Origin of the sequence: Anaerosacchariphilus polymeriproducens (assembly GCF_003363435.1) — a bacterium.
Lineage (GTDB): Bacteria > Bacillota > Clostridia > Lachnospirales > Lachnospiraceae > Anaerosacchariphilus > Anaerosacchariphilus polymeriproducens.
In genome coordinates this window covers 1-13,086 of sequence record NZ_QRCT01000020.1, presented here as the reverse complement: position 1 = coordinate 13,086, position 13,086 = coordinate 1, and the positions used below count along the sequence as shown (strand labels likewise).

Annotated in this window: 13 protein-coding genes, 2 tRNA genes and 1 rRNA gene; all 16 read left to right on the top strand. The window is 34.8% G+C overall.

All coding sequences use genetic code 11. The features are described 5' to 3' along the window. Positions 1-161: 161 nt before the first annotated feature. Positions 162-2,303 (top strand): Tex family protein, encoded by a 2,142-nt coding sequence (locus tag DWV06_RS08420; protein ID WP_115481744.1) that lies wholly within the window; start codon positions 162-164, stop codon positions 2,301-2,303. Between the two features lie 14 nt (positions 2,304-2,317). Beyond that, entirely contained in the window at positions 2,318-2,908 is a 591-nt protein-coding gene (locus tag DWV06_RS08415) for an ECF transporter S component (RefSeq protein WP_115481743.1), read from the top strand. Between the two features lie 294 nt (positions 2,909-3,202). Further along, a complete protein-coding gene (locus tag DWV06_RS08410) occupies positions 3,203-3,898 on the top strand; it encodes an ABC transporter ATP-binding protein (protein WP_115481742.1) in 696 nt (231 codons plus the stop codon). 2 nt (positions 3,899-3,900) lie between these two features. Beyond that, a complete protein-coding gene (locus DWV06_RS08405; RefSeq protein ID WP_115481741.1) occupies positions 3,901-5,460 on the top strand; it encodes an efflux RND transporter periplasmic adaptor subunit in 1,560 nt (519 codons plus the stop codon). 55 nt (positions 5,461-5,515) lie between these two features. Continuing rightward, positions 5,516-6,745, top strand: coding sequence for an ABC transporter permease (locus DWV06_RS08400; protein WP_115481740.1), 1,230 nt, complete (start codon positions 5,516-5,518; stop codon positions 6,743-6,745). Positions 6,746-6,868: 123 nt separating this feature from the next. After that, positions 6,869-7,306, top strand: coding sequence for a tRNA (adenosine(37)-N6)-threonylcarbamoyltransferase complex ATPase subunit type 1 TsaE (gene tsaE, locus DWV06_RS08395; RefSeq protein ID WP_115481739.1), 438 nt, complete (start codon positions 6,869-6,871; stop codon positions 7,304-7,306). Next, complete coding sequence (gene tsaB, locus DWV06_RS18635; RefSeq protein ID WP_193726011.1) at positions 7,303-8,028, top strand: tRNA (adenosine(37)-N6)-threonylcarbamoyltransferase complex dimerization subunit type 1 TsaB; 726 nt, start codon at positions 7,303-7,305, stop codon at positions 8,026-8,028. The genes tsaE and tsaB overlap by 4 nt, the downstream gene beginning before the upstream one ends. A gap of 14 nt (positions 8,029-8,042) precedes the next feature. Next, complete coding sequence (gene rimI / locus DWV06_RS18630; protein WP_193726010.1) at positions 8,043-8,477, top strand: ribosomal protein S18-alanine N-acetyltransferase; 435 nt, start codon at positions 8,043-8,045, stop codon at positions 8,475-8,477. 162 nt (positions 8,478-8,639) lie between these two features. Beyond that, positions 8,640-8,897 carry a hypothetical protein gene (locus tag DWV06_RS08385; RefSeq protein ID WP_115481738.1) on the top strand — a complete coding sequence of 86 codons (258 nt, stop codon included), beginning with the start codon at positions 8,640-8,642 and terminating at the stop codon, positions 8,895-8,897. 68 nt (positions 8,898-8,965) lie between these two features. Beyond that, on the top strand, positions 8,966-9,877 hold the full coding sequence (locus tag DWV06_RS08380) for a ribonuclease Z (protein ID WP_115481737.1): 912 nt from the start codon (positions 8,966-8,968) through the stop codon (positions 9,875-9,877). A 38-nt stretch (positions 9,878-9,915) separates the two neighbouring features. Beyond that, entirely contained in the window at positions 9,916-10,509 is a 594-nt protein-coding gene (locus DWV06_RS08375) for a DUF6715 family protein (protein WP_115481736.1), read from the top strand. Then, complete coding sequence (gene tsaD, locus DWV06_RS08370) at positions 10,506-11,534, top strand: tRNA (adenosine(37)-N6)-threonylcarbamoyltransferase complex transferase subunit TsaD (protein WP_115481735.1); 1,029 nt, start codon at positions 10,506-10,508, stop codon at positions 11,532-11,534. Before DWV06_RS08375 ends, tsaD begins: the two co-directional genes overlap by 4 nt. Then, entirely contained in the window at positions 11,531-12,226 is a 696-nt protein-coding gene (ispD, locus tag DWV06_RS08365) for a 2-C-methyl-D-erythritol 4-phosphate cytidylyltransferase (protein WP_115481734.1), read from the top strand. The genes tsaD and ispD overlap by 4 nt, the downstream gene beginning before the upstream one ends. An 84-nt stretch (positions 12,227-12,310) precedes the next feature. Then, positions 12,311-12,396 (top strand) — tRNA-Ser (locus tag DWV06_RS08360). A 54-nt stretch (positions 12,397-12,450) separates the two neighbouring features. Beyond that, positions 12,451-12,540 (top strand) — tRNA-Ser (locus DWV06_RS08355). Between the two features lie 429 nt (positions 12,541-12,969). After that, a 16S ribosomal RNA gene (locus tag DWV06_RS08350) occupies positions 12,970-13,086 on the top strand; the annotation flags it as partial.

Sequence of the window (13,086 nt, the reverse complement as noted above, 5' to 3'; positions counted from 1 at the left end):
TATAAACTATTTGCAACATTGTAACATGGATATCCAATAATTTCAATTACTTCTTGAATCCGGTAATAATATGAATTATAATAAGCAACAGAAAAAAGTTACTGGACTCGTAAGAAATAGTAACAAAGAAGACACTTTATAAGTGAAAAGGAGCATTATAGATGGATATTACAAAAGTATTGACACAAGAACTTAAAGTGGAGAAGTGGCAGGTAGAAGCGGCAGTCAAATTAATAGATGAAGGGAATACGATACCATTTATTGCAAGATATAGAAAAGAAGTTACCGGAGCTTTAAATGATGAAGTATTAAGAAATTTAAATGACCGTTTGAATTATCTGAGAAATTTGGAAGAGAAAAAGCAACAAGTTTTAGCTACGATAGAAGAACAGGGGAAACTGTCAGAAGAGTTGAAAAATCAAATTCTTTCTGCAGAAACTTTGGTAGTAGTAGAAGATCTATATCGTCCATATCGACCGAAACGAAGGACAAGAGCTACGATTGCAAAAGAAAAAGGATTAGAACCATTAGCTAATATTATTACATTGCAGATGACTAGCAATTCCATTGAAGAAGAAGCGAAACAATTCTTAAATGAAGAGAAAGAAGTTCATTCAGTAGAGGAGGCAATTGCAGGAGCTTTGGATATCATTGCAGAATTTATCTCCGATGAAGCAGATTATAGAATTCGCATACGGGAGCTTACCGCAAAAGAAGGTAAAATCATTTCACAGGCAAAAGACGAAAAAGCAGAGTCCGTATTTGAAATGTATTATGATTTTGAAGAACCGATCAGCAAATTAGCAGGCCATAGAATACTTGCATTGAATCGTGGCGAAAAAGAAAAAATATTGAATGTGAAATTAGAGGCTCCGGAAGACAAAATCATTCGCTATTTAGAAAATAAAGTAATTTCTAATGATAATGTAAATACAACACCACTTTTAAAAGCGGCGATTGAAGATAGTTATAAACGCTTGATAGCGCCAGCCATTGAAAGAGAAATCCGTAATGAATTGACAGAAAGAGCAGAAGATGGTGCGATTAAAGTATTTGGTAAAAATTTGGAACAGCTTCTTATGCAGCCGCCTATCGTTAATCAGAACGTTTTAGGATGGGATCCGGCTTTTCGTACCGGTTGTAAGTTAGCCGTTGTAGATGGAACAGGTAAAGTTTTGGATACGACAGTTATTTATCCGACGGCTCCCCAGAATAAGGTGGACGAATCGAAAGAAGTTTTGAAAAAATTAATTAGAAAATATAATATTAATCTGATATCTGTAGGAAATGGTACTGCTTCAAGAGAATCAGAAATGATTATTGTAGATTTATTGAAAGAAATTCAAGAACAAGTACAATATATTATCGTTAACGAAGCCGGTGCATCTGTTTATTCAGCAAGTAAATTAGCAACCGAAGAATTCCCAAATTTTGATGTAGGACAAAGGAGTGCAGTATCCATTGCCAGAAGGTTACAAGATCCATTAGCTGAATTAGTTAAAATAGATCCAAAGTCTATAGGTGTGGGTCAGTATCAGCATGACATGAATCAAAAAAAATTAAGTGAAGCGCTTACCGGAGTTGTAGAAGATAGTGTAAATAAAGTTGGCGTTGATTTAAATACAGCTTCTGCATCACTTTTGGAATATATTTCCGGAATCAGTAAAGCTATCGCTAAAAACATAGTATTATATCGTGAAGAAAATGGAAAATTTAAAGATAGAAAACAATTACTAAAGGTTGCTAAATTAGGTCCTAAAGCTTTTGAACAGTGTGCAGGATTTATGAGAATCCAGGATGGGAACAATCCGTTAGATAAAACCAGCGTCCATCCTGAGAGTTACGAAGCTGCTGAAAAATTTCTAGAGAAGCTGGGTTATACACCTGAAGATTTAAAAAAAGGAACGTTAGGAAATATATCTAAGTCAGTAAAGGATACTAAGACTATTTCTAAAGAATTGGAAATTGGGGAAATGACTTTACAGGATATCATAAAAGAATTAGAAAAGCCGGGAAGAGATCCAAGAGATGAAATGCCAAAGCCGATATTAAGAACAGATGTGTTGGAGATGAAAGATCTGAAAGAAGGAATGACCTTAAAAGGTACGGTACGTAATGTAATTGATTTTGGTGCTTTCGTGGATATTGGAGTTCATCAAGATGGTTTGGTTCATATATCACAAATGACAGACCGTTATATTAAACATCCGTTAGAAGTAGTTAGCGTAGGTGATATTATAGAGGTAAAGGTCATGAGTGTTGATTTGGCGAAAAAAAGAATTCAGTTAACGATGAAAGGTTAACTTAAGGAGAAATTATGAGTTATAAAAGATTAGATATTAGAAAAATTACAATGATTGGAATGTTGTCAGCTATCAGTTTTATTTTGATGTATATGCAGTTCAGTATATCGTTTGTGCCGGAATATATCAAGATGGATATTTCAGACCTGCCTGCTTTAGTCGGATCATTTTCTTTAGGACCGGTTTCAGGCGTGTTCATCTGCTTAATTAAAAATTTATTGCATTTAATGGTTACGAAATCAGGTGGTATCGGCGAACTATCAAATTTAATTTTGGGAATTTGTTTTGTAGTGCCGGCAGGTTTCATCTATAAAAAGAAGAAAAATCGAAAATGGGCATTCATAGGAGCCGTGATAGGGGCAGTTGCTATGGCAGCAGCTTCAATACTATCCAATTACTTTATTGTGTATCCGTTTTATTCTATGTTAATGCCAATGGAGACCATAATAAAATCATATCAGATACTTTATCCGAAAATAGATAATCTATGGGAAGCACTCATTTTTATAAATATGCCATTTACTTTTGTAAAAGGGATGTTAAGTGTTGGAATTACGTTTTTGATATATAAACATATTTCACCTGTTATTAAAGGCCAGCACTAAGTGGGCTAGATCCATATCTGTTATCTCTTTGGTTTGTATTAAGGGAATCTAAGTTCCAACTTTGGATGCAAAAGCATCCATTTACGGAACTAAGATTCCCTTAATGCATTTGAGGTGGTTAGAAAGTCTGTTCTTTCAAGTGGCCAGCGTTAAGAAAATATTAAACAAATTCAAAATAATTCTAAGTAATTATATGATATTCTCTGTAAAGAGTTGACAAATTTTATTAAATGTATTATTGTATTAACCAAGTAATACATAAAATTGTTTAAAATCTTAAGAGGAGGAAAATAGATGGATGCTTTAATTGAAATCCATGATATTCATAAGATATATAATGCCGGTGAGAATGAAGTACGGGCATTAGATGGTGTGAGTCTGAGAATCGATCATGGCGAGTTTGTTGCGATTATAGGGCAATCAGGCTCAGGGAAATCCACTCTGATGAATATGCTTGGATGTCTGGATATACCGACATCAGGTACCTATTTATTAAATGGTAACGATGTTTCTGAAATGGATGATGACAGTTTGTCTGAAATTAGAAATTTAGAAATTGGTTTTATCTTTCAGGGCTTTAATTTAGTAGCGAATCTTACAGCATTAGAAAATGTTGAGCTGCCTTTAATTTATCGTGGAATAGGCAAGAAAGAACGTAGAAAATTAGCGACCGATTCTTTGATACAGGTTGGACTAAAGTCGAGAATGGATCATAAACCTTCAGAAATGTCTGGAGGACAACAACAAAGGGTGGCAATAGCCAGGGCTATTGCAGCGAAACCACCTGTAATTTTAGCAGATGAACCAACTGGTAACTTAGATTCACATTCAAGTGCAGAAATATTACAGATTTTAAAAGATTTACATACAGATGGAAGAAGTGTTATCTTGATTACGCATGACAATGATATCGCAGCTCAGGCGAAAAGAGTAATACGTATCAAAGATGGAAGAATAGAATCGGATATAGAAAATAATTGGGAGGAATAACCATGAAAAAGAAACAAGGAAAGAAAAAAATTATAATTCGGGTCACCGTTATTGTAATTATTGTAATTTTATTAGGATTATGTATTATTCCTAACCTTTTTAAAAAGGAAGTGATACCTAGTGTAAATGTAGTACAGGCAGTCACTGGTGATGTAGAAGAAGTCTTAGATACCAGCGGAATAGTGAGTAGTGAAAATACAAAAAGCTACTTCTCACCTGTTAATGCAAAAATTAGTACATGTGAATTAAAAGTAGGAAGTATTATTAAAAAAGGTGATAAGCTATTGGAATATGATATGGAAGATTTACAGACTCAATATGAGAAAGCTTCCTTACAAACAAAAGCTACCAATTTAGGATATCAGGATCAAATTGAAAAATCTAATAAAAGTGCTGCTCAGGCAAGTGAGGCGTCAGAAAAAATATCAAATTTACAGTCTGAGATTTCTGCTAAAGAAGCTGAAATCGAGTCACTAAAGGGACAGCTTCCCTCATCTTCAAATGAAGAAGCAGCCAAAAAAGAAGCAAGTTTGAAAAAAGAAGCAATCGATATTAGTAAAAAGAAAATTGAAGCTCAGGCCAAAATCGATACATATCAAAAGAAAGAAATGGATGGAAGTATTACTGAAAAAGAAAAAGAGAAATTGAAAGATCTGCAGGCCGATATGGTTACATGGGGAAAACGAGAGGTGGATATTAATGCAGAACTTGCATCTCTTTCTACAAGTTCAGCGAATGGTTCTGCTGTTTCACCAATACAATCTCAAATAGAAGAATTAAGTGCTCAGTTGCAGACGTTACAGAGTAAATTGGCGGAACAGGAATCTATTAAAACTTCATCAGAAAGTACTGTGATCAATGGTAGTCAGAAAGCTCAACTAGATGCACAACAAGAGTTGGCAAAGTATGATAGAATGACAGCAGAAGAATTATTAGAAGAAGCGAAAAAAGGGATTACTGCAGATTTTGATGGAATTGTGGCAGCGGTAACAGCAGTGAAAGGCGCTACCGTAACCCAAGGAGCAGAATTATTTACGATTGCACAATCAAATTCCATTAAAGTAGATATTTCATTATCAAAATATGATTTAGAGAAAATAAAAGAAAATCAAACGGCTGAAATTACTATTGCCGGAAAAGAATATAAAGGTACCGTGACCAGAATCAATCGTATTGCAGAGAAGAATGAAAAAGGAGCTACTTTAGTAAAAGCAGAAGTACGTGTAGATAATCCCGATAATGAAATTTTTATTGGAATTGAGGCAAAGGTAAAAATTAATATAGATTCTGCTAAAGATGTTGTAATAATTCCGGTTCAGGCAATTAACTCAGGAAAAGATGGAGATTTTTGTTATATAGTAGAAGATAACATAGTTGTTAAGAAACCGGTAACTACAGGAGTTTCATCTACAGAGTATATAGAAATAGAAGATGGAATTGCTCAAGGAGATATGGTCGTAATTGATGTTGGCAATGGCGTAGAAGAAGGAGCTAAAGTTCTGACAAAAGAGCAAACGAATAAAGTAATGAATGAACAGACAGAAGATGGTAAAAGTGAATAATAACTAAAAGTTGAGTCGGAGCATAACTAAGGTATGCTCTGGAAAGGAGGAACTTATGGCACAGCTTTTAGAATATTTAAAAATGGCAGTGGATAATATCAAATCCAATAAAGGAAGATCTTTTTTAACTATGCTGGGAATTATTATTGGAATTTCATCTGTTATTCTAATTGTATCCATTGGAAACGGAGCAGGGAAAAAAGTTAACAGTGAATTAGAGGGACTTGCCGGAGGACAGATGTATTTAACGGTAAATGACCTAGGCTTAGATAATCAGAATGGTATTACGCAAGAAGATATTGATGCTATAAAAGAGCAAGTCGATCATCTGAAAGGAGTAGCACCGGTAACGGGTTCTGATGGTACCGCATATGTAAAAAAGGGAGAATTTGATGCACAGTTTTCAGCAGGAACAGAGGACAATACCTATTTGCAGCAACATACGATGATAAGAGGTAAATATTACACAAAATCAGATGTGGAATCGGCTCAGAAAGTTGGAGTTATTAATAAATCGGATGCACTCAGATTGTTTGGAACTGTTGATGTGATAGGTATGGAGTTGGAAGTGAATGTACAAGGACAATCAACTATAATCAGTATTGTGGGTGTAATGGAACTTGAAGATTCTATGTTTTCCTATCAATATGAAGGTATGCCGGTGACGATTAATATTCCTTATACAACACTTGAAGCAATTACAGGAACAGATGTCGAACCTTTTCAAGCTACATATCTTATTGGTGAATCAGGAAAATATTCAAAAGAAATTATTAAGGAAACAATTGATTTATTAAAAGCGAGACATCAAGTTACAAAAGATGATGTTTATATAATACAAGATTTCAATGATCAAATGAAATCCATTAATCAAGTAATTTCTATTATGACGATGTTTATTGTATTTGTTGCCGCAATATCATTACTTGTTGGAGGTATTGGCGTAATGAATATAATGTTGGTTTCTGTAACGGAGAGAACAAGAGAGATAGGAATTCGAAAAGCATTGGGAGCTAAGACGAAATCCATTATGTTACAATTCCTTGCAGAATCAGCTATTATTACTTTATTAGGAGGAATCATTGGGATAGTAGTGGGAATCTGTGGAGCATATCTGGTCTGTGCAATTCCCCAGGTAAGCGATAAAGGTATCACGCCGGTACTTAGTGTAACATCTATTTTGATTGCCGTAAGTTTTTCATCAGCGATCGGATTGTTCTTTGGTATATATCCGGCAAGGAAAGCGGCTAAGATGAGTCCAATTGAAGCTTTAAGAAGAGAATAAAGACTATATTAAATTGTTATTGATAAGATAGATTTTGCCTATGTTGTCACAAAGAAACTGGTGTGATATAATTAGGAAAGATTTTGAAGATCAATAACAATTTTTTAAGTTAGGAAAAAAGGTATGGTTATAGAAACTAATTCAACGAAGGAAACATATGAAGTTGGCGTAAAGCTGGGAAAAGAAGCAAAATCCGGACAAGTTTTTGGATTAATGGGAGATTTAGGAGTTGGAAAAACCGTTTTGACACAGGGAATGGCAAACGGGTTAGGAATTCAAGAACCCATTAGTAGTCCTACATTTACAATTATTCAACAGTATGATGATGGCAGAATGCCATTTTATCATTTTGATGTATACAGGATTAGTGATATTGAGGAAATGGACGAAATTGGTTATGAAGATTATTTTTATGGAAACGGCGTATGTTTAGTTGAATGGGCAGATTTGATTCAGGAAATCATGCCGGCCTGTTATCTGAATATTTTGATTGAAAAGGATTTAGAAAAAGGGTTTGATTATAGAAAAATAACCATCATGGAAGTGAGAACGGAAAAATGAAAATATTAGCTCTAGATAGTTCAGGATTAGTTGCGAGTGTTGCAATCGTAGAAGATGAAAATTTAATAGCTGAATATACAGTGAATTATAAAAAAACTCATTCTCAAACATTATTACCAATGCTAAATGAGATTGTTCAAATGACAGAGTTAGATTTAGAAACAATAGATGCAATAGCAAGTGCCGGAGGTCCTGGTTCCTTTACTGGTCTAAGAATCGGTGCGGCTATTGCCAAAGGCTTGGGACAGGCATTAGGAAAGCCATTGATTCACATACCTACAGTAGATGGATTGGCTTATAATATGTTCGGCACGAATCAGTTGATCTGCCCTCTTATGGATGCCCGTAGAGAACAAGTTTATACAGGACTTTACTTTTTTGAAAAAGAGTTTGAAGTTGTTGAACAGCAAATGGCTGTAGCGATAGAGATAATAATTAAAAAAATAAATAAATATAAACGCCCTGTGGTATTTCTGGGAGATGGGGTACCGGTATTTAAAGAAAGATTAATGAAAGAAATAATAGTTCCACTCTCTTTTGCACCATGTCATATGAATCGCCAGAGAGCTGGCGCAGTCGCGGCTTTGGCCCAGAAATATTTTAATGAAGGTAAAATATTGACAGCTGCAGAATTTCAACCAGATTACCTTCGGCTTTCCCAAGCGGAAAGAGAGAGATTGGAGAAAGAAAAAGTTATAAAAGAAGAAATAGGGCAGGAATAAAGGAGTAAAATCTCATGATACAAGTTTATCCGATGCAGGAAGAAGATTTAGAGCAGGTTGCCGATATAGAGCGGAAAATTTTTTCACTTCCTTGGTCAAAGAATGCATTTTATGAGTCTATGATACGTAAAGATACCATTTATTTGGTGGCAAAAGAAGGGCAAAATGTAGTAGGATATTCTGGAATATATGGTTCATTTGAAGATGGGGAAATTACAAATGTTGCTGTAGAACCTGCTTATCGCAGACAAAAAGTAGGAAAGCAATTAATAGAAAAATTACAAGAAGAAGCAAAAAAGTTAGGGGTCACCCGTTTTTTTTTAGAAGTCAGAGAAAGCAATAAAGGAGCGATTGAATTATATAAAGCATTAGGTTTTAAGGTAGAAGGAATAAGAAAAGGGTTTTACGAGAAACCCAAAGAAGATGCATTGATCATGTGGAAATCATAAACAGGCCTGCCTTACATTACCACTAGGAAGAATTCAAAAGTATTTGTATAATAGTTTGTAGAAACCACATTGATTTTAATAAGATGTTTTTAAAAACATTTTATGACTGCACAAAGGAGGACTTGTTAATTGCGGGTCCTTACTTTTTTGGGAGGAAATAATATGAGAGTATATGAAAATGCTAATAAGAAAACGAGAGAATTAAAAGCAGTTTATTGTAACAAATGCAAAAAAGAAATTAAAATAACTCGAGGAATATTAATGGAAGATGTGTATCATGGAGAAAAAGAATGGGGGTTCTTTTCTGATAAAGATGGAGAGATACATGGGTTTGACTTGTGTGAAGAATGTTATGATGAATTTATTTCCCAATTTCAAATACCAGTTCAGACGAAAAAGAAAAAGGAGTTTTTGGCATAGCAGTCTCTTGTTCCTTTAACTAATATATGGTAGAATAAAAGCAATTAGTGAAAGTGAAGGAGTAACTTATGCTTGATGTATGTTTATTAGGAACAGGAGGAATGATGCCATTACCGTACCGTTGGCTTACATCCTTAATGACTAGATATAATGGTAGTAGTTTATTGATTGATTGTGGAGAAGGAACTCAAATTGCACTGAAAGAAAAAGGATGGAGTCCGAAACCTATAGATATTATTTGTTTTACCCATTATCATGCAGACCACATAAGCGGGTTGCCTGGATTGTTACTTACTATGGGAAACGCAGAACGGACAACCCCTCTTACGTTAATTGGTCCCAAAGGACTTATCAAGGTAGTTTCTGCATTAAGAATGATAGCACCTGAACTACCTTTTGAGCTAGAGTTTATAGAGTTAGAAGAAAAACAACAAACGATTCAGCTAAACGGATATCAGATAGATGCATTTCGTGTAAATCATAATGTGGTTTGCTATGGATATTCCATTCGAATTTTAAGAGCAGGAAAGTTTCAATTAGAAAAGGCATTAGAACAGCAGATCCCACAGCATTTTTGGAATAAACTTCAAAAAGGAGAGACAGTTATTTCAAAAGATGGCAAAACATATTCACCGGAAATGGTCATGGGACCGGAAAGGAAAGGGATTAAGCTTACTTATTGTACAGACACAAGACCAACGCAATCGATAATTGATAATGCAATAGGGGCTGATTTATTTATATGTGAAGGGATGTATGGAGAGAAAGAAAAAGAATCAAAGGCAGTACAGTATAAACATATGACTTTCTACGAAGCAGCTAAGTTAGCCAAAAGTGCAGAAGTAGGAGAACTATGGCTTACACATTTTAGTCCATCATTAAATAGAGCAGAAGAATATATGCCCGAAGTTAAAAAAATTTTTAAAAACAGCTTACCAGGAAAAGACGGGAAAACAGTAACACTTGAATTTATGGATTAATAAAAATGATCTAAAACAAAAGAAAATGGAGTGAGTTTATGAAAGGTAAGAATAAAGGAATAATTTATATTTTAATCATGCTTGTATCTGTCGGAGTGTTGCTTGCAGCATTCTGGAAGGTGGCCAATAGGAATAATAAAGATTCTACAGATAAAGTAGAAACTACCCCAATTACAGAAATTACCACAAGGGATTTAGATAAAAAATATCCTAAAACTCCACGAGAAGTAGTTAAGTTATATAGTCAGATCATACTATGCTTTTATAATGAGAATTATACAGAAGAAGAATTGAATGATTTAGGTAAAAAGGCGAGGCAGCTTTTTGATAAGGAACTTTTGGAGAATAATCCGGAAGAAAAGTATTATAAGGATTTAAAGAAAGAAATTGAAGAGTACAAGAAAAAGAAGCGTACGATTATCAGTTATGATATTCAGGATAGTCGAGAAGTTGAATATATTACAAAAGATAATCAGGAAATGGCCAAGGTAACTGCACAATACTTCATGAAAAGTAAGAAAGATTATCAAAGAGCTACCGAGGATTATGTATTAAGAAAGGATTCAAACAAGCTTTGGAAGATTTATGGTTACACGATTTCCAAAGACAGTGGTTCAAGTAAAGAAGAATGAAAGAGAAGAATGTAACAATATTAGCGATTGAAAGTTCGTGTGATGAGACAGCAGCAGCTGTAGTAAAGAATGGAAGAGAAATTCTTTCTAATATAATTTCATCTCAAATTGAACTTCATAAATTATATGGGGGAGTTGTTCCTGAAATAGCTTCCAGAAAACATATTGAAAAAATTAATCAAGTAATAGATGAAGCACTAGACGTTGCAAATGTTTCATTAGAAGATATAGATGCGATTGGGGTCACTTATGGCCCGGGGTTGGTGGGTGCTCTTTTAGTGGGAGTATCACAGGCCAAAGCGATTAGTTTTGCAAGAAGTATACCATTAGTCGGAGTGCACCATATCGAAGGACACATTTCAGCTAATTATATCGAGAATGCGAAGTTAGAACCTCCTTTTATGTGTCTGGTCGTTTCAGGAGGGCATACACATTTAGTTTATGTCAGGGATTATGGTAAATATGAAATTGTCGGACGGACTAGAGATGATGCAGCAGGAGAAGCTTTTGATAAAGTGGCAAGAGCTGTAGGATTAGGTTATCCGGGCGGACCCAAGATTGAAAAATTAGCTAAAGAGGGAAATGAAAATGCGATTTCATTTCCAATTGCAAATATTGATGGCAGTCCATATGATTTTAGTTTTAGCGGCGTCAAATCATCTGTATTAAATTATATTAATGGATGTAAAATGAAGAATGTGGAGATAGTAAAGGCAAATATTGCAGCTTCTTTTCAAAAGGCAGTGATAGATGCTCTGATAGAAAAATCAATGTCAGCATTAAATGATTATAAAGTTGAAAAATTTACAATAGCAGGAGGAGTTGCGTCAAATACGACTCTTAGGCTTGCAATGCAAGAGATATGCGAAGAAAGAGGGATTCAGTTTTTTCATCCTTCTCCCATCTATTGTACGGATAATGCGGCGATGATAGGTGTGGCAGCATATTATGAGTATATGGAAGGAACACGGCATGGATTGGATTTAAATGCAGTACCAAATCTCAAAATAGGGGAACGAAGATGAGTCTAGAAAAGAAAGTAGCTATTATTTTGGCGGCTGGTCAAGGGAAACGAATGAACAGTAAGGTGCAGAAACAATATATGCAGCTTTGTGGAAAACCTGTTTTGTTTTATTCTCTTAGTGCGTTTCAGGAGAGCACGATCGATGAAATCATATTGGTGGTCGGCAAAGGGGAAATTGCTTATTGTCAGTCGGAGATAGTTGAAAAATATAGTTTTAATAAAGTAGTTAAGATTGTAGAGGGTGGAACAGAAAGATATCATTCTGTTTATCATGGTATAAAAGCAATTCAAAATGCAGATTATGTTTATATACATGATGGGGCAAGACCGTTCATTTCCAATGAAATATTAGATAGAGTAACTGTGGGTGTCAGAGAGTATAATGCTTGTGTTGTTGGTATGCCGGTAAAAGATACTATTAAAATAGTGGATGAAAATGGTTTTGTAATAGAAACGCCTAGTAGAGATTTGGTTTGGCAGGTACAAACACCACAAGTTTTTGCGTTTGCTCTGATAAAAGAAGCTTATGAAAAATTAATGGAAGAATCAATACAAGGCATTACTGATGATGCGATGGTTGTAGAGGCTATTTTGTCTTATCCGATTAAACTTATCGAAGGGGATTACACCAACTTTAAAATAACGACTCCCGAAGATATATATATGGCAGAACAGTATTTAAAAGAATTGTAAAAAAAATGAAATTGCTTATTGACATAATTATATATTGATGGTAGAATAATTTTTGTCGCTGAGACAAACAACTAAAGACTGTAAGGAGAGGTGTCCGAGTGGTTTAAGGAGCTGGTCTTGAAAACCAGTGATTCCGAAAGGGACCGTGGGTTCGAATCCCACCTTCTCCGTTTTTAATTAAGACCACCTTGGGTGGTTTTAATAATGAAAAAAAGTGCAAAGTTGGAGAAGTACCCAAGCTGGCCGAAGGGGCTCCCCTGGAAAGGGAGTAGGTCGTTAATAGCGGCGCGAGGGTTCGAATCCCTCCTTCTCCGTTTGTTGATAGCTTATAAAATCCGAGACATATATAGGCGAATTTATACAAATATTCTAAGTATAACGTTAATATGATTAAGGTACAAATGAATAGTTACGAAAAATGTAATAAAATATACAAAAGTTATTGACAATTAGTCCAAGTAATGATATTATATAAATCCACCGCAAAACAAGGTGGAATAAAGAAAGAAAAAAAGTGTTGACAACAGCTTGAAGATGTGATAATCTATTATAGCTGTCGCAATAAAAGGCAGAAAAGAACATTGATAATTAAACAGTGAAAACAACCTTGAAAGATTCAAAAGAGATTTCAAAGAGAACAAGTGTTACAGTTAAAAAATAACTATAACGCGACCTAAAAAACAGTAAAGACTGGAAACAGTCGACGGAAGAATTAGCCAAGCTAAATTCTGAAGGAAAAAACTTTATTTGAGAGTTTGATCCTGGCTCAGGATGAACGCTGGCGGCGTGCTTAACACATGCAAGTCGAACGGAGCTATTATATTGGATTTCTTCGGAGAGAAGATGTAATACGCTTAGTG